Here is a 17152-nt window from a genome sequence, read left to right on the forward strand (position 1 = left end):
CCTCTGACTATCCGGACAAGCATCGTGGCCAAGTACACGCGGGGGCGGTTTCGCGTCGGTGCCGAAATCCGCGATTCGCGCGGCTATGCCATCGACCTCGATACGCCGATCAGTTCCGCGCACATCGACCCGTTGCAGGTCCCCCAACTCTACGTGGGACTGGACGTTTCGGACCAGGTGTCGGTGACGGCCGGGCGCATGGTGCTCAATTTCGGGAGCAAGCGGCTTGTCGGCGATCCGGGCTGGCGCAATGCGGCCAACGCCTTTACCGGCGCGCGCCTCGACTGGCAGGGCCCTGAGGGGAAGGAGCGCCTGAGCGTCTTCTACACCCTGCCGGACAAGCGCCATCCCGACACCAAGGGAGAGGTCATTGCGAACGCCTGGTCGGTGGACACCGAGGGCTTCGACCTGCGCTTCTGGGGCGCCTTTGCCGCGGCGCAGCGGGGGCCGGTGGCGCTGGAAGCCTATGCCTTCCTGCTCGATGAGCGCGACGATGCCACGCATGCCACCCGCAACCGGCACTTGCGCACCTTCGGAGGGCGTCTCCAGGTGCCCGAGGCGGGGCGCTGGGATCTCGAACTGGAAGCCGCGCTCCAGCTGGGGCGGATCCGCACGTCGCGCGACGATGGCGCGCCCAGCGTTCCGGTGCGCGCGTACATGGCCCATGCCGAGGCGGGCTATACGCTGCCCGGATCGCTCGACGCACGGCTCTCGCTCCAGGCCGACATGGCGAGCGGGGACAAGGCGGGAACAGCGCGCCACGAACGCTTCGATTCGCTCTATGGCCCGCGCCGGAGCGATTGGGGGCCGACGTCGCTTTATGGTCCGCTGGGCTACAGCAATGTCCGCAGTCTGGGCGTGCGGGCACAGATCGCGCCGTCCAGGCGTTTCGATGCCTTTGTCGACTGGCGCCGCTTGTGGCTGGATTCGCGGGACGATGCCTTTGCCTTTACCGGCATTCGCGATGCGAGCGGTGCCAGTGGGCGCGATGGGGGCAGCCAGGTGCAGGCCCGCGTGCGCTACTGGCTCATCCCCAAGCGCATCAAGGTCGATCTCGGCGCGGCCTGGCTCGACAAGGGCGCGTTCCTGAAGCGTGCGCCCAACGTGCAGGAGCGGGGCGACACCCATTACGGCTATGGGGACATCTATTTCCTGTTCTGACGAACCGGGAGCAGGCGGCATTCTCAACGAAAAAGCCCCCTCCACGCACAACGCGGGGAGGGGGCTTTTTCGTGCGGTGGGCTCAAAAGCCGCTCTAGTCGCCGCCGAAGGCGTCGGCGATCGAGCAGGCTGCGGGGCCCAGGATGACCACGAAGAGCGTGGGCAGGATGAACAGGATCAGCGGCACGGTCATGATCGCGGGCAGGCGCGCGGCCTTTTCCTCGGCGCGCATCATGCGCTCGTTGCGGAATTCGGCCGAGAGCACGCGCAGCGCCGAGGCAAGCGGGGTGCCGTAGCGTTCGGTCTGGATCATCGTCGTCACCACGCCCTTCACCGCGTCGAGATTGACACGCCAGGCGAGGTTCTCGAAGGCCTGGCGGCGTTCGGTCAGGAACGAGAGCTCGATCGAGGTGAGCGAGAACTCATCGCCCAGTTCCGGGTAGGCGCGGCCCAGTTCGCGCGCCACGCGGTCGAAGGCGGCATCGACGGTGAGGCCGGCCTCGGCGCAGATGACGAGCAGGTCGAGCGCGTCGGGAAGGCCCTTGCGGATCGCGTCGGTGCGCTTGGTGGCAATGTTCTGGATGAACAGGTCCGGGCCCTTGTAGCCCGCCAGCAGCATCGCGGCAAAGCCGCCGAAGCGCTTGAAGCTGCTCCAGTCGGGGAAGTAGTCGATGCCGTAGATGACGATCGCGGCGGTGCCGCCAAGCAGGATCGGCAGGACCAGGCGCCCGAACACGACGGCGACGGCCCACTGCTTGTCGCGGATGCCCGCATGGGCGAGCTTCTGCTGGATCTCCTTGAGCTGGCTGCCCTGCAGGACCTTCAGGCTGGCCAGGATCCGGCCCATCTTGTCGGTCGCCTCGTTGCGCTTGACGAGGCTCTGGCGCTTGCGCGCGCCGGTGGTGATGCCGGCCTTGAGCTGTTCGCGGCGGGCGTTGAGGGCCCGCACGCGCTTGGCCATGGGATCGCGCACGGTGAGCGCGGTGTAGATCGCGTACATCGTCGCCATCGCCGCGATCATCGCGAGGAAGGTGCCGACGAGGATGACGTCGAAGCCCAGGATGGTAGGGCCGGTGGGTTGCTCGAGCATGGGTCGTGTTCCTCGCTCAGATCTCGAAGCTGACCATCTTGGCCATGATGAAGGCGCCGATCCCCATCCAGACCGCGCCGCCCATGCCCGCGACCATCAGCCGCTCGTCGATGAAGAATTCGCCGACGTAGCTCGGGTTGACCATCCAGATCATGCCGAAGACGAGGAAGGGCAGGGCGCCCACGATGTAGGCCGAGGCCTTCGATTCCGAGCTCATGGCGCGAATCTTGAGCTTCATCTGCGCGCGCTTGCGCAGCACGTCGGCCAGGTTGGCCAGCGTCTCGGCGAGGTTGCCGCCGGTCTCGCGCTGGATCGCGAGGGTGATGCAGAAGAAGTTGAATTCCGGGATGGATAGGCGGTCGGCGGTTTCCTGGAGGGCATCCTCCATGGTCTTGCCGATCTTGATGCGTTCGGTGATGAGCTTGAACTCCTGACCGACCGGGCCGGGGACTTCCTTGGCCACGACGGTGAGGGTCTCGGTGACGGGAAGCCCTGAGCGCAGGCCGCGCACCAGGAGTTCGATGGCGTCGGGAAACTTGGTGATGAAGTTGTTGGTGCGCTTGTTGATCATCATGTTCAGGACGACGTGCGGAATGCCCGCGCCCGCGAACAGGCCGATGCCCAGCGCCAGCAGCGCCGCACCGGTCTTGAGGTAGAGGAGCAGCGTCACCGTCACGGCAATGCCCAGCGAGCCGTAGAGGTACTGCGACAAGGTCCACGACAGGCCCGAACGCATCAGCCGCAGGTCAAGCGCCTCGAGCTGCGAGCCCGAGCCGGCGAGACGGTGCATCTTGGGGCGCCGCGCGGCGACGGCCTTGCGCATCTGCGCCTCGACCCGGTCGTTCGTGCTCTGCGAGTGGCGGAAACGCACGGCCTTCAGGCGGCGCGCGCCCTCCTTGCTCGGCGAGGGGCCCGAGAAGGCCAGGTAGACAAGCACCATCACGCCCATGAGGCCGCCTGCGAACAGGATGAGCTGGAGAGGGTTCATCGCCTTTGCGGTCCTTTACGTCACTGCGTCGTCGTTGCGACAGGGGACGCGTGCGTGCGCCGCGTCCCCGTAAGCCGGTGCATCACTGCGCCTGCGCGCTCGCCTTCTTGGTGCCCATGCCCGACATGAACGACTTGAGATCGAGCTTGTCGAAGAGCGAGGCCTTCTTGCCCTCGCCCGCGTCCTGGACGTCGTCGCGGCCTTCGAGAATGAGCTGCGAGAGATCGCGCATCGCGGAGCCCGCCTTGGTGGTGCGGTTGGCATCGGCGAAGGTCTGACCCAGTTTTGCCGCGAGCGCGGCGGCCTTGGCGTCGTAGGGGATGGTGAGCGCGACCTTGGCCTCGATCGAGGCCTCGAAGTCGGCCTTGCCGATCTCGCTGACCGCGGACTGGACCTTGTTGGCCACCACGATCACGCGAGCCTGGGGGGCGTTGGTGCGCAGCCAGGAGAGGATGCGGATCGAATCGCGCGCCGAGGCCAGCGTGTACTCGGTCACCAGCACGACCACGTTCACATCGTTCACCAGCTGCGGGAAGTTGATGAGCATGTTGCGCGGCATGTCGATGACGGTGGCCTCGAATGCCTCGCGGAATTCCTCCTCGAGCTGGAGGAAGGCCGCGCCGTCGGTCATCAGCGGGCTCGAGATCGGGGCCTCGGCCGAGAGGATCGCGAGATTGTCGTTGGCGCGGATCATGGCGCGTTCGATGAACAGGCCGTCGATACGGCTCGGGCTCTCGATCGCGTCGGTGAGGCCGCGGCCTGGTTCGAGGTCCAGGCAGAGCGCACCGGTCCCGAAGTGGATGTCGAGATCGAGCAGCGCGGTCGGCAGCTTGTTGTCCGCGCTCAGCAGCCAGGCCAGCGAGGTGGCGATGGTCGAGGCACCTACGCCCCCGCGCGTGCCGATCACCGCGGTCGAGACGTGCTGCCCCGCGCCCGCGCCGTCATGGCTCTTGGGCGCGGCGTAGACCGCCTGAGCCTGGGCCAGCGAATCGCGCACCTGGGCGGGCGAGAGCGGCTTCAGCAGGTAGTCGTGGATGCCGCTGGCGATAAGGTCGCGGTAGAGGCGCACGTCGTTGACCTGGCCGACCGAGATCACGATCGTACCCGGCTCGCACACTTCGGCGAGCGCGTTGATGTCGCTGAGCGGATCGCCGCTTTCCGACAGGTCGACCATCAGGATGTTGGGCGAGGCGGTGATCGAGAGCGACTGGATGGCGTTACGCAGGCCACCCTTGTTGCACTTCTCGGGCTGCCAGCCCATTTCCATCGCGATCGGACGGATCACGTCAAGCGAGGCCTCGTCGCACAGGTAGGCGGCGAACTGGTCGCGGCCATTGCCGCCTCCCGATTTCCAGGGTGCGTTCATCACTGGGCTCCCGTCGTGGTGCTGGCTGTGGTCACGGTGTTGCCGTTGCCGGTGGGGGCGGCCTCGCGGTAGGCCTGGATCGCCTTGGTCGAGGTCATCGCGTTGGTCTCTCCATCGCCCTCGGCGCCATGCAGCAGGTCCTCGGGATCGGCGACCATGGCGGCAAGGTTGGAATTGGTGGCGCAGCCGTAGTTGCTGGAGAGGCCGTTGCCCGGGTTGAAGTCGGAATTGCTCTTCCACGACGGGCAGCTGGGCACCGAGGCCTGCATGCGCGCGATGACCACGCGCAGCGTGCCGGGCTGGATGTAGCCCTCGGTGATCGGGGCGCCCTCGGCCATGAGGATGCCGCGGCGCTCGGCGAGTGCGGCAATCGCCTGGCGCGCGGCGGCGCTGGTGGCCGGGTCATCGACGTAGAGCTTGTCGCCGTACTTCAGGTCCATCGCATCGAGCCAGCCGGACAGACGCTGGGCTTCGCCATAGGCGAGGCCGCCGCCGTCGGCATTGAGGTCGAGCGTGTAGTTGACCTGCTGCACCACGGGCTGGTGCTCGGAATACATCGTGCGGTTGGTGGGGATGCCGCCCATGCACCCGGCGAGTGCGGGGGCAAGAGCGAGAACGAGGGCGCCGGCGGCAAGCGGACGCGCGCGGGTGGCAAAAGGCATGCGCATGGTGGTCAGCTCTCTCACTTGAGGGTGAAGCCGGGCTTGGCGGTGTCGTCGGCGGCCGTGCGCGTGCGTGGCTGCGCCTGTGCCTGGGGCGTTGCATCCAGCGCGCCGACGTCGACGCCAGGGGCGGGGGCGGGCGCGGCGCCGCGCGAGGGCCCCGGGCGCTGGGTGGGGCCCGAACCGTCGCTCTGCTGGTTGCCGAGCAGGCGCTGCAGTTCGTTGGGCGCGCTGTAGCCATCGGTCGGCAGGACGATCTGCGAGGGATCGACCGGCTTCACCAGATACGGCGTGATCACGATGACAAGCTCGGTCTCGCCGCGGTTGTAGCCGGTCGAGCGGAACAGCGAGCCCAGGATCGGGATATCACCGGCGCCGGGCATCTTGGTGATCGTGTTCGAGGTGTTGTTGCTGAGCAGGCCCGCGATCATGAAGCTCTGGCCCGAGCCCAGTTCGACGGTGGTCTCGGTGCGCCGCGTGGTCAGCGAGGGGACCTCGAAACCGTTGAGGGTGACCGACCCCTGGCTCGAGAGGTCCGAGACCTCGGGGCGCACGCGTAGCGAGATGCGCCCGTTGGCGAGCACGGTGGGCGTGTAGCTGAGGCTGACGCCGTAGTTCTTGTACTCGATCGAGGTGGCGCCCAGGCCCTGGCTGATCGGGATCGGGAATTCGCCGCCCGCGAGGAACTCGGCGGTCTCGCCCGAAAGCGCGGTCAGGTTGGGCTGCGCGAGGCTGGTGACGAGACCCACGGTCTCACCTGCGTCGAGCGCGCCCAGAATGTCGAGCCCGAACAGGCGTCCGGCCATGCCCAGCGTGGTGCCGGTGCCCAGCTGGTTGACGGCGGTGCCCGGGATCTGCGTGAGTTCGCCCGTGATCGGGTCGATCACGCTGTCGGTCGGGATGTTGCCGACCCCGAGGGTGCGGCCCGGCGCGAAGACGCCCTGGTTGTCGATCGGCGCGTTCTGGCCGATGCCGAACTTGAAGCCCCCGGTCGCGTCCATCGTCGTCAGGCGCGAGCCGATGGTCTTGACCAGCGAGCGGCTGACTTCGGCGATGCGCACCTGCAGGTTGACCTGCAAGGGCGTGGCCGTGCGCAGGCGGCTGATGACGTTGGCTTCCTTGCCGACGTAGGCCTGGACCAGGCGTTCGGCCTCGGCGGCGTCCTCGGGCGACTTGATCGTGCCGGTGAGGAGGAAGGTGTTGGTGCCCATCGAGGAGACCGTGATCTTCGCCTCGGGCATGGCCAGGCGCAGCATCGAATCGACGCTGTCGAAATTCGAGCCGACGCGCACGTTGGCCGACCAGATGACCTGGCCTGCGCGGTTGCTGGCGTAGACCGTGGTCGTCCCGCCGCCCTTGCCGAAGACGTAGAGCTGGTTGGTCGACTTGACCTGGACGTCGGCGATCGCCTCGTTGGCGACGAAGACGTCGGCCATCGTACCCGGGACGGTGACGAGCTGGCCGTTGCCGATCGAGAGGGCGATGTCCTGCGCGGGCGTCGAGATCGACTGGGCCGCGGCCGGGGCGAGCGGTGCGAGCGCGCCAAGGGTGGCCAGCGGGGCGACCAGGCAGGTGGCGCGGAGCAGGGAGGGGAAGAGGCGGCGCTTCATGGCTGTGCCCTTTGCGGTTGCCGGGTGGCCGGCGTCGGCGGGACGCGCGGACTTGCGGAATGTGCGTGCGGTCATGGTGCTTACTTCCCGGCCGGTTCGGCGGTGGTGACCTTGCCGCGGGTGACGCGCACCACGGGGCCGGAATAGCCCTGGGGCGCGGCGGCGGGCGAACCGCCGGCCATCTGCGGCGCGGACATCATCGGGCCCGAGCCCGAGCCCGAGCCGGACGGCGCGGGACGGCTCGTGCGCTGGAAGCGCGAGACGTCGCCGCCGGTGACGTAAGTGGTGTTGCCCTCGATCGGGCGGGTCATGGCCTGGCGCATGAGGGTTTCCTCCTGCTCCTTGGTGGCGCCCTCGGGCACCTCGACTTCGCCGCTCGCAAGGATGCGTTCGAATTCGCCTTGGTTGTCCGCGATCGAGCGCAGCGAGAGGCTGAGCGCGCCGATTTCCTCGGCCACCGAGATCTTCTCGGCGATGCGCGGGGTGACCTCGAGCGTGACCGTGCGGAAGGCGCGGACCACGGTCTTGCCGTCCTCGACCTCGTTGTTGGTGGTCTGGTCGGTGGCGAGCACGCGCAGGTTGCGCAGGATCGTCTCGGTGGTGTTGAGCGGTTCGCCTTCACCCTTGACCTGCTGGGTGAGCATCATGTCGACCCGGTCGCCCGGGAACACGAAGCCGCCCACGCCCGTCTTGGCCGAAACCGAGATGGTGACCGCGCGCATGCCCGGGCCGAGCGCGGCGGCGAGGAAGCCGCGGTCGCCCGGCGCGACGAGCGCACCCTGGGTGACCGGCTGCCCGGCGGTGATCGGGTAACGCACGACGGTGCCCAGGAGCTTGGCCATGTCCGCCTCGCCGTCGAGGAAGTAGACGTCCTTCACGAGTTCGGCGGGCCAGTCCTGGAAGGACATCGCATCGGCGGTGAGGATAGTCCCCACCGGAAGTGCCCGCTGGGCGACGAGGACCTTGGGCCCTGCGGGCTTGACCGCCACGGCCTCTGCCTGGGGAGCCGAGGCTCCGGCAAACATCGAGCGCGCTGCAAATGCGGTGCCGGCTGCGACGAAAAGCGCAACGACCAGCAGCAGCAGCTTCTTTCTATCCATGGCTGTTCAAGCCCCCTGAAAATCCGATCTTGGTGAGTTACCTTGTCGGGACAATTGGTTAAAATCGGGTCAATCGAGATTAGTTTACGGTGGATGACACCGCCGCACTGGCCAGGGCCTGCTGGGCGAGCACCCAGATGCCCGCAAGCGCGATGGCGACCCCGTAAGGCACGCGCATCCGCGCTTTCTGGCGCTGTACGAGGTGCGCGAAGCCGAGCGCGAATCCGCCGAGCAGCACCAGCACCAGGAGCGCGATGATCCAGCCTGCGGGAAGCACGTCGCGAATCGATTGCAGCGCGGCGCTCGAAAGGAGCGGGCGTCCGGTGGCCAGCGCGATCAGAACCGCCAGCGCGCCGCCCACCCACAGCGCCGAAGCGCCCAGCGCCAGCGCGCTGCGCCCGGATTCGCCGGGCCGCCGGTCGAGGTTCCAGGCCGCCATCGCAACCGAACCGGCTCCCCCCAGCAGGGCCATCAGCACGACCAGCTGCAGGAAGGGGGCGGGCGCGAACCAGAGCGCAAGCGCGGTTAAAAGTTTGACATCGCCGCCACCCATCTGGCGCACGACGAAGAGGGCGCAGGTCACCACGAAGGTGACGAGCGCGAGCGCGAGCTGAAAGCCCACGTCCCACCAGCCAAGGCCCGTCGCCAGCCACCACAGCGGGGCCGCCAGCGCGATGGCCAGATTAAGTGTGTTATCTATCTCGCGGCGTTTGATGTCGGTGACCGCGGCGACCAGCAGGGCAGTTGCCAAGGCCGCCATCAAAGCGTACGAAAATATGCCGCCTGGCATCGAAGTCCCCCCTGTGGAGGGTCCCGTCTAGCGGTCATCACTTACCAAAACGTAATTACCTGCCCGAGGTCCCCATTAGCCACTCGATTGACGCGACGGACGCAGCCGCACGGGTTCGGCGCGAAGTCCCGGCCGATGCGCGCGAATCGCGTTGGACGGCCGCGGATGGCTGGGAAATCCGCGTTCTCGAGGTCCCCGCGCGCGGCGCGTCCTGGCGGCGTCGCGGCGCGATCCTGTTCATGCCCGGACGGGGCGACTGCTACGAGAAGTGGCTCGAATCGCTCAATGATTGGGCCGATTCGGGCTGGTCGGTAGTCTCGGCGGACTGGCGCGGGCAGGGCCTCAGCGGACGCCTGGGCAGCGATGCGACGACCGGCCATATCGACGACTTTGCGACCTGGCTTGCCGACTACGCCGGGATCTGGGCGGACTTCGTCGCGCCGCAGCCCGGGCCCCATGTCGCCGTCGGCCATTCGATGGGCGGCAACCTGGTCCTGCGCGCGGTCGCGGAAAAGCGCATCGCACCCGCCGCCGTGGTCCTTTCCGCGCCGATGCTGGGGCTCCATCCGACCTGGGCGCCCAATGCCCTGCTGGCCCCTGTCGCCAAGGCGATATGTGCGGTGCGCGGGCGAACGGCGCGGGCCTGGAGCGGGAGCGAGCGGCCCGAACTGGTCAAGCGCGCGCGCCAGCACCTCCTCACCCACGACGCCGCGCGCTACGCCGATGAGCAGTGGTGGTACCAGGAGCGCCCCGGCCTCGTCATGGGCCCGGCGAGCTGGGGCTGGATTGGCGCGGCCATCGCCTCGATCCGCGCGCTGGAGCGGCGCGGCGTGCTCGAAAAGGTGCGCGCCCCCGTACAGATCCTCGCCACGCGCCGCGACGGCCTGGTCTCCTGGCCCGCCATCCGCAGCGCAGCCGGGCGCCTGCCGGCGGGCGAACTGGTCGCCTACGACGAGGGCTGCGCGCACGAGATCCTGCGCGAGGCCGATCCGGTGCGCGCACATGCACTTGCCGAAATCGAGGCTTTCCTGGACCGGGTCGCACCGGCTAGGGGCTGAGCCCTATGTCCCAGAAGTTTGATATTGCCGTCATCGGCGCGGGGATGGCCGGCGCCTCGCTGGCCGCCGCGCTCGCCGCCCGTGGGGGCGCCAGTGTCTGCCTCGTCGAGGGCGAGGATGCGCCCGGCTACCATGCCACCGGCCGCTCGGCCGCGTTCTGGGTGGAGAGCTATGGCGGGCCGGGCGTACAGCCGCTGACCGCCGCATCGGGCCCGGCGCTTCATGACCTGGGTGTCCTGACGGTGCGCCATGGCCTCACCATCGGCCGCGCCGAGCAGGCGGACGAGGTCGCGGCCTTCGCGCAGACCTTCCGCGCGATGGACGTCGAGGTGGAGGAGCTTGGCCGCGCCGAGATCGCGCGCCGCATCCCGGGCCTCAGGCCCGCGTGGACGCACGGCGCGCTCGAGCCCACGACCTGCGACATCGACGTGGCGCGCCTGCACCAGCATTATCTGGCCGCCGCGCGCCAGGCGGGCACGCCGATCCGGTGCCGGGCGTCCTTGCGCGCCGCGCGCCGGGAGCAGGGAGGCTGGCGTCTGGATCTGGCCGACGGCGCTACGCTGGAGGCGGGCATCCTTGTCAACGCGGCGGGCGCCTGGGCGGACAGCGTGGCGCAGATGGCCGGGGCGCGAGCGCTCGGCATTACCCCGCTTCGCCGCACCATTGCCCAGCTCGTGCTGGACGCGCCCGTGCCCGAGGACCTGCCGCTTGTCCTCGACATTGCCGGAGGCTTCTACTTCAAGCCCGAGAACGGGCGCCTGTGGCTGAGCCCGCATGACGAGACGCCCAGCGCCCCGTGCGATGCCGCGCCCGAAGAGCTGGACATCGCGCTGGCCATCGACCGCTTCGAGAAGGTGGTGGACTGGCGCATCGCGCGCGTCGAGCACCGCTGGGCGGGCTTGCGCTCGTTCGCGCCCGACCGTCTGCCGGTCTACGGCTTCGATGCGGAGGTGGAGGGCTTCTTCTGGTGCGCAGGGCAGGGCGGCTTTGGCATCCAGACCGCACCTGCAGGCGCGGATCTCGCCGCGCGGCTGCTGCTGGGCGAGGCTGCGGGCGCGGTCGATCCGGCGCCCTACAGCCCCTTGCGTTTTAGCTGAGAGGTCAGGCCGCGGCTGCGGACGCCGTGGCCTCGGCCTTCTCGGCCGCCGCGCTGTGCAGGCGCTTGGCGATGAAGTGCCAGGACAGCAGCGCGGGCTCGAGCATGGCCATGCCCACAGCAATGCCGAGCAGGCGCTCCATCGCGACCCCGGCCTCGATCTGGCTGTAGCTGTCGGGGACGAGCGCGGTGAGGAGTGCAATCGAGAATTGCAGGCCCACGTACTGCGTCGCCTTGCCGCCCGTTTCGAGGTGACGGCCCAGGAACAGGCCGAAGCAGGTGCCCGCGATGATCACCGCGACATTGCCGTGCGCGAGGACGAGCAGCCCGATGGCCAGCAGGCCCGCCGCGACGCAGCCGATGGCGCGGTGCAGGAGGCGGCGGCTGACGGGGACGAGCCCGCTCTGGCCAAGCCCGGCGACCGGCACGATCATCACCGCCATGATGGTGATCGCGGCCTGGGTCAGCTCCGGCACCTTCACGAAGTGGTAGAGAAGGGGCAGGGCGGCGAGCGCGATGCCGGTCTGCGCGGCGTGGCGCGCGGCGGTCGCGTTCCAGCGCATGCGCTCCGGGCGCGCCTTGCGGTTGGCGAGCCAGTCCTTGCCCGAGATGAGCGCGGCGCCCAGGCTCACCACGACGCAGGCCAGCGTGCCCGCGCCCACTTCGATGACGCGGGTGAAGGCCAGCTCGAAAGTGGCAAGGTCAGGATTGGCGAGCTTGTCGAGCAGGACGATCTCGAAGGTCAGGCCGAACAGGAACCAGGCGTAGGCGCGGCGACCCGTCAGCATGCCGTAAAGGCCCATGCCGCCGACGAGGCCTGCGCTCAGCACGGCAACGACCAGCGAGTGCAGGGCCAGCGGGGCCAGCATCAGCGCGAGCGCGCCGCCCGCCAGCGTGCCGACCATGCGCATCGCGCCGCGCAGCAGCGTTTCCAGGGTGTCGCTCTTCAGAAGCACCAGCGCGGACACCGCCGCCCAGTTGACCATGCGCGCATCGGCAAGCTGCGCGAGCACGATGGCCAGCATGACCGAGAGCACGCAGGCGATCTCGTCGGCCATGCGGGGGCCCGGACGGGTCAGTTCGCGCAGTTCGTTCTGCACATGCGATGTGATCAGCTTCACCATGCCGCTGATTATGGGCCGATCGGGGCGCCCTTAGAAGGTGGGTGCAGTTGCATAGAGCGCACGAGTGACTTGCAATTTCGCAAATGCAGCGAAAACCTTCGCACTTGCGGCATATCGGAGGTGGAGCGCGGGCCTCGCGTCATCGCGAGAGGCCAAAGAAATTTCGTGTCGTGGGGGCAACAGGGCCCGAAAGCGGGGCGGGAAACGCAAGGCCCCCGCGAATCCGGGGATCGCGGGGGCCGACTCTGTGCTTCGTTGCGTTTTGCGCAATCAAATTTCAGCGCGTGCAATCGCCCGCCGTGGCGACGTGGGAGGCCGCGTGGTCCGGGGCGCTCAGGCCACCGATTTGGCCGCATCGCTGGCGAGCTGGTCGACGCGTTCGTTTTCCGCATGTCCATTGTGCCCGCGCACCCACTGCCAGGTGATCTTGTGCGGCTTCGTCGCGGCGAGCATCTCGCGCCAGAGTTCGGCGTTGGCGACGGGCTGGCGCGAGGCGTTGACCCAGCCCTTCTTCTGCCAGCCGTGGACCCACTTGGTGATCCCGTCGATGACGTACTTGCTGTCGGTGCACAGGACGATCTCGCAGGGCTGGTTGAGCACTTCGAGCGCCTTGATGACCGCGGTCATCTCCATGCGGTTGTTGGTCGTCTGGGCTTCCGAGCCCGACATTTCCTTCTCGTGCTCGCCCATGCGCAGGAGCGCGCCCCAGCCACCGGGGCCGGGATTGCCCTTGCAGGCGCCGTCGGTAAAGATCTCGATTTTCTTCATCGCCTCAGGCTTCCTTCGCGAAGAGGTCGCGGTTTTCCGCGCTGGCGTAGAAGTCGAGCCGCCGCGCGAAGGCGAGCGGGTCCTTGGGAGTGACGAGCGCGTCCTCGGGGGTGTTCATCCAGTCGTAGGCGCGCGTCGACAGGAAGCGCATCGCAGCGGCGCGGGCCAGCAGCGGGAGCGCGGCGCGTTCCTCGTCCGAGAGCGGACGCACACTTTCGTAGCCTTCCAGGAGCGCGCGCGAGATCTCGGGATCGAAGCGCGTGCCGTCGTCGCTGAAGCACCAGGCCGCGTGGGTCACGGCAACGTCGTAGGCCAGGATGTCGGTGCAGGCGAAGTAGAAGTCGATGAGGCCGGTGACTTCCTCGCCCAGCATCAGCACGTTGTCCGGGAAGAGGTCGGCGTGGACCACGCCCTCGGGCAGGCCGAGCGGCCAGCCCAGGGTCAGGCTGGTCAGCTCGCGCTTCACGATGCGGGCCAGCTCGGGATGGATGAGGTTGAGGCCTTCCTCGCCGCAGTCGGTCAGAAGCTGGTTCCACCGGGCAAGGCCCATGGTGTTGGTGCGCCGCTGCGGGAAGCTGGCGGCGGCGAGGTGCACCTTGGCGAGCGCCGCGCCCACCGAACGGGCCTGGCCCGCGGTCGGTTCGCTCACCGAGACGCCGGGCAGGAACTCGATCAGGGCGAGCGCCTTGCCTTCGTGGAAACGGTGGCTGGCGCCCTCGCGGTCATGGATCGTGCGCGGCACCGGGCAATCGTTGGCGGCGAGGTGGTCGAGCAGGTCGAGGAAGAAGGGCAGGTCCTCGACGTCGGTGCGCTCCTCGTACATCGTAAGGATGTAGCGGCGCGGCTCGTCCTCGCCGCGCTGGGCTTCCAGGAGCCAGTTGCTGTTCGAAACGCCCTCGGCGATGCCCTTGGCGGACAGCAGGGTGCCCACGTCGAAGGCATCGACGATCGCGGCCATGTCTTCCGCGCCGATTCGTGTGTAAACGGCCATGTCTTTATGCTCTTTGGCTTTTCAGGCGGATCAGGTGGTCAGCTGCTTGGGCAGCTTGAAGCTGATCGTTTCGGTGGCGGTGACGAATTCCTGCTGGCTGACATCGCGCAGTTCCTTGAGGCGCGCGATCACTTCGTTGACCAGCGATTCGGGGGCCGAGGCCCCGGCGGTCAGGCCCACCGTATCGACACCCTCCAGCCAGGCCGGGTCGATGTCGCTGGCGCGCTGGATGAGCTGCGCGCAGGCGCCCGACCGCTGGGCGACTTCGGCCAGGCGCAGCGAGTTCGAACTGTTGGGTGCGCCGATCACGAACATCAGCTGGCAGTCGGGCGCGACGCGCTTGACCGCGGCCTGCCGGTTCGAGGTCGCATAGCAGATGTCCTCGGCCTTGGGGGCTGCCACCTTCGGATAGCGCGCCTGGATCGCGGCGATGATCGCGGCGGTGTCATCCACCGAGAGGGTGGTCTGCGAGAGGTAGGCCAGCTCCGCGTCGGCCGGAAAGTCCAGCGCGGCGACGTCCTCGACCGTCTCGACGAGCGTCATGCCGCCCTCGGGCACCTGGCCGAAGGTGCCGATCACCTCGGGGTGGCCGGCGTGGCCGATGAACAGGATGTGGCGCCCGTCCGCGATCTGGCGCTCGGCCTGGCGGTGGACCTTGGAGACCAGCGGGCAGGTCGCATCAAGCCAGTCGAGGCCGCGCTCGGTGGCCGCTGCGGGCACCGACTTGGGCACGCCGTGGGCGGAGAAGATCACCGGAACCCCGTCGGGCACCTCGTCGAGTTCCTCCACGAAGATCGCGCCCTTGGCCTTCAGGCCATCGACCACGAAGCGGTTGTGGACGATCTCGTGGCGCACGTAGACCGGCGGGCCGTACTTCTCGATCGCCCGCTCGACGATCTCGATGGCGCGGTCGACACCGGCGCAGAAGCCGCGCGGGGCGGCAATGAAGAGACGGAGCGGGGCCTTGGTCGACGCAGCTTCGCAAGAGGCGGGCGCGGACTCGGCCGGGGATGGAAAGGGCGCGTTCATACTGCGCCCTCTAGCGCTTTGCCGCTTGCATCGCTAGGGCAAGCGCACGCCACTCAAGGGATGTCATGATGAATGCACGCCGCCTGACCGCCACAGTCCTGTTCTCCGCCGCGGCCGCGACGGCCCTCAGCGCCTGCAAGTCGGAAGGTGAGATCGTTCTGAACTCGGGGGTCGGGATCACCGCCGTGCGCAGCGCCTGCCCGGCCGTCGGGATCCCCGATTTCACGGGCGACATCACGCTTTTCGGGCCCGGAGGCGCCAAGACCGCCGACAACATCGACGTCACCGCGACGATGACGCAGGTGCGCGCGCAGTGCGGCGAGGGCACCGACAAGGTGACCAGCCAGGTCAACTTCGTCGTGCGCGCCCAGCGCAGCGACACGAACGGCGCACGCCGCGTGACGCTGCCGTACTTCGTCACCGTCCTGCAGGGTGGCAACTCGGTGGTGAGCAAGCGAATCGGCCAGGTCACGCTGGACTTTGCCGACGGCGAAGCGCGCGCCGAGGCCACCGCCAACGGCTCGGCCTTCATCGACCGCGGCGCGGCCACGCTGCCCGCCGAGGTCCGCCAGCGGATCACCGCCAAGCGCCGCCCGGGCGACCAGGACGCCGCGCTTGACCCGCTCGCCGATCCGACCGTGCGTGCGGCCGTGACCCGCGCGACCTTCGAGGTGCTCGTCGGCTTCCAGCTCAACGACGATCAGATCGCCTACAACGCCACGCGCTGAGCGCAGTCGGTTCTCGAAAAAGGGCGCGGCGGACTTTGGTCTGCGGCGCCTTTTTTCGTGGAAGAAGATAGCGATTCAAGGGGCTATTACCCCTTGACCCCGGAACCGTCCAAGGCAGTTCGTGCCTTGATCGGAGCGTATGAAGCGTGAGGGTGGCGGAGTAATTGGAGGGGCAAAGCCTCTCAATCCGCATTCCCCTATCACCCTCAAGCCACGCGGCCCGGCACGCCTGCGCTCGACAGTTTGGGGAGCCCGAGGGCGATGGCCCTCGGAAATCTCTTCTTTCTTACGCCAATTTCCCACTCACCGCCGCGATGTGCGCCCGCGCCGCCTGCGCGATGGTCTTGCGGCTGGTGCGTTCCTCGCGCGTCAGGGCGGGCAGGATGTGGACGGTGACCGGGATCGGGCGTGTGCGCGCGAGGATGCGCAGCGCGTTGCCCAGGCCCGGTTCGTCTCCCACCCAGGCGACCTTTTCGGGCTGCGGGCCGTAGTCGAGCCAGACCGGGTGGATCGCGACGTGGGCCAGGTCGCTTTCGAGCGGGGAGAGCAGCGAGGACTTGAACGGGAGCAGGCCGCGCCCGTCGCTCGTCGTGCCTTCGGGGAAGAGGGTGAGGCTGCCGGTCTCGGCAAGGGCGGTGCGCACCTGGTCGGCCTGCTGCGCGACCGAGCGGCGGTCGTGGCGGGCGATGAAGACGGTGTCGTTCATCTCGCACAGGCGCCGCAGGGGGGCGAAGACGGAGAGGCCGTCGTGGGCGACGAAAGCGCAGCCCGTAGTCCCGGCAAGGGCGGGAATATCCAACCATGACATATGGTTGGAGAGGAAGATCGCGGTCTCGCCCCGGCCCGGCAAGGTGCCCTTCACGCGCAGGCGCAGGCCCGCGATGGCGCCCAGCGTGCGCAGGAAGAGGGGCGGCGCGGGATTGTGCCGCGTGAACAGCGCGAAGACATAATAGGCGGCCACCGCAAGGATCAGGCTGACGACAAGCGCGCCGATCCGCAGGGCGATCAGCGGCCAGCCCAGCAAGGGCGGACGGGGCCAGGGGGCGCCCGGCTCGGTGTCGTGTGCGGGGGAGGTCACAGGCTCAACGGCCCGGGCCGCGCGGCTGGCCGGGGTGACCGGCACGCGCGGGAAAAGGGGGCAAGGGCTGGGGTATCAGCCCTCGTCACGGTCGAGCTTGACGCCGAACAGTTCCATGCGGTGATCGACGAGGCGGAAGCCCAGCTTCTCGGCGATCTGCTTCTGGAGAGCTTCCAGTTCGGGGTCGACGAATTCGACCACGGCGCCGGTCTCGACGTCGATCATGTGGTCGTGGTGGGCTTCGGGGGGCGGCCTCGTAGCGGGCGCGTCCGTCACCAAAGTCGTGGCGGTCGAGAATGCCGGCTTCCTCGAACAGGCGCACGGTGCGGTAGACCGTGGCGATCGAGATGCCCGGATCGATCGCGGTGGCGCGTTCGTGCAGCTTCTCGACGTCGGGGTGGTCGGTGCTCTCGGACAGAACCTTGGCGATCACGCGCCGCTGTTCGGTAATCCGCAGGCCACGCTCGGCGCAAAGGGCTTCAATGTCGATGGGCTGGCTCACGTCTGACCTGT

General features: G+C 68.4%; 16 protein-coding genes and 1 pseudogene. 4 read left to right on the forward strand and 13 right to left on the reverse strand.

Annotated features, from left to right (window positions below; genetic code table 11):
• On the forward strand, positions 1-1161 hold a 1161-nt coding region (locus MBENS4_RS13930), incomplete at its 5' end, for an alginate export family protein (protein WP_039392513.1).
• Positions 1162-1255: 94 nt separating this feature from the next.
• On the opposite strand, the gene MBENS4_RS13935 is transcribed toward MBENS4_RS13930, so the two are convergent.
• The 7 genes from MBENS4_RS13935 to MBENS4_RS13965 form a co-directional block, all read right to left on the reverse strand.
• Positions 1256-2251, reverse strand: a complete 996-nt coding sequence (locus MBENS4_RS13935) for a type II secretion system F family protein (RefSeq protein ID WP_039392517.1) — start codon at positions 2249-2251, stop codon at positions 1256-1258.
• A gap of 16 nt (positions 2252-2267) precedes the next feature.
• Complete coding sequence (locus tag MBENS4_RS13940) at positions 2268-3239, reverse strand: type II secretion system F family protein (RefSeq protein ID WP_039392519.1); 972 nt, start codon at positions 3237-3239, stop codon at positions 2268-2270.
• 82 nt (positions 3240-3321) lie between these two features.
• Positions 3322-4605: a pilus assembly protein CpaE gene (locus MBENS4_RS13945; RefSeq protein WP_039392520.1), complete on the reverse strand. Its 1284-nt coding sequence runs from the start codon at positions 4603-4605 to the stop codon at positions 3322-3324.
• Complete coding sequence (locus tag MBENS4_RS13950; protein ID WP_340140840.1) at positions 4605-5273, reverse strand: CpaD family pilus assembly protein; 669 nt, start codon at positions 5271-5273, stop codon at positions 4605-4607. The genes MBENS4_RS13945 and MBENS4_RS13950 overlap by 1 nt, the downstream gene beginning before the upstream one ends.
• 14 nt (positions 5274-5287) lie before the next feature.
• Positions 5288-6877 (reverse strand): type II and III secretion system protein family protein, encoded by a 1590-nt coding sequence (locus tag MBENS4_RS13955; protein ID WP_039394832.1) that lies wholly within the window; start codon positions 6875-6877, stop codon positions 5288-5290.
• 80 nt (positions 6878-6957) lie between these two features.
• Positions 6958-7977, reverse strand: a complete 1020-nt coding sequence (gene cpaB, locus MBENS4_RS13960; RefSeq protein WP_039392521.1) for a Flp pilus assembly protein CpaB — start codon at positions 7975-7977, stop codon at positions 6958-6960.
• 79 nt (positions 7978-8056) lie between these two features.
• On the reverse strand, positions 8057-8737 hold the full coding sequence (locus MBENS4_RS13965) for an A24 family peptidase (RefSeq protein WP_242404942.1): 681 nt from the start codon (positions 8735-8737) through the stop codon (positions 8057-8059).
• 116 nt (positions 8738-8853) lie between these two features.
• On the opposite strand from MBENS4_RS13965, the gene MBENS4_RS13970 reads away from it, so the two are divergent.
• On the forward strand, positions 8854-9825 hold the full coding sequence (locus MBENS4_RS13970; protein ID WP_039394835.1) for an alpha/beta fold hydrolase: 972 nt from the start codon (positions 8854-8856) through the stop codon (positions 9823-9825).
• Positions 9826-9830: 5 nt separating this feature from the next.
• Positions 9831-10922, forward strand: coding sequence for an NAD(P)/FAD-dependent oxidoreductase (locus tag MBENS4_RS13975; protein ID WP_039392523.1), 1092 nt, complete (start codon positions 9831-9833; stop codon positions 10920-10922).
• A 4-nt stretch (positions 10923-10926) separates the two neighbouring features.
• On the opposite strand, the gene MBENS4_RS13980 is transcribed toward MBENS4_RS13975, so the two are convergent.
• The 4 genes from MBENS4_RS13980 to ispH all read right to left on the reverse strand — a co-directional run bounded on the left by MBENS4_RS13980 (position 10927) and on the right by ispH (position 14833).
• A complete protein-coding gene (locus MBENS4_RS13980) occupies positions 10927-12045 on the reverse strand; it encodes an FUSC family protein (protein WP_242404944.1) in 1119 nt (372 codons plus the stop codon).
• A gap of 333 nt (positions 12046-12378) precedes the next feature.
• Positions 12379-12813 carry a ribonuclease HI gene (gene rnhA / locus MBENS4_RS13985; protein WP_039392524.1) on the reverse strand — a complete coding sequence of 145 codons (435 nt, stop codon included), beginning with the start codon at positions 12811-12813 and terminating at the stop codon, positions 12379-12381.
• A 4-nt stretch (positions 12814-12817) separates the two neighbouring features.
• Positions 12818-13804 carry a homoserine kinase gene (gene thrB, locus MBENS4_RS13990; protein ID WP_039392525.1) on the reverse strand — a complete coding sequence of 329 codons (987 nt, stop codon included), beginning with the start codon at positions 13802-13804 and terminating at the stop codon, positions 12818-12820.
• A 30-nt stretch (positions 13805-13834) separates the two neighbouring features.
• Positions 13835-14833: a 4-hydroxy-3-methylbut-2-enyl diphosphate reductase gene (ispH, locus tag MBENS4_RS13995; RefSeq protein ID WP_039392526.1), complete on the reverse strand. Its 999-nt coding sequence runs from the start codon at positions 14831-14833 to the stop codon at positions 13835-13837.
• Between the two features lie 68 nt (positions 14834-14901).
• Between ispH and MBENS4_RS14000 the strand changes: the two genes are divergently transcribed.
• Complete coding sequence (locus MBENS4_RS14000; protein WP_039394840.1) at positions 14902-15561, forward strand: hypothetical protein; 660 nt, start codon at positions 14902-14904, stop codon at positions 15559-15561.
• Positions 15562-15847: 286 nt separating this feature from the next.
• On the opposite strand, the gene MBENS4_RS14005 is transcribed toward MBENS4_RS14000, so the two are convergent.
• On the reverse strand, positions 15848-16639 hold the full coding sequence (locus tag MBENS4_RS14005) for a lysophospholipid acyltransferase family protein (RefSeq protein WP_242404945.1): 792 nt from the start codon (positions 16637-16639) through the stop codon (positions 15848-15850).
• 75 nt (positions 16640-16714) lie between these two features.
• A pseudogene (locus MBENS4_RS14010) lies at positions 16715-17072 on the reverse strand (Fur family transcriptional regulator).
• Positions 17073-17152 lie beyond the last annotated feature (80 nt).

The organism is Novosphingobium sp. MBES04 (assembly GCF_000813185.1).
GTDB lineage: Bacteria > Pseudomonadota > Alphaproteobacteria > Sphingomonadales > Sphingomonadaceae > Novosphingobium > Novosphingobium decolorationis.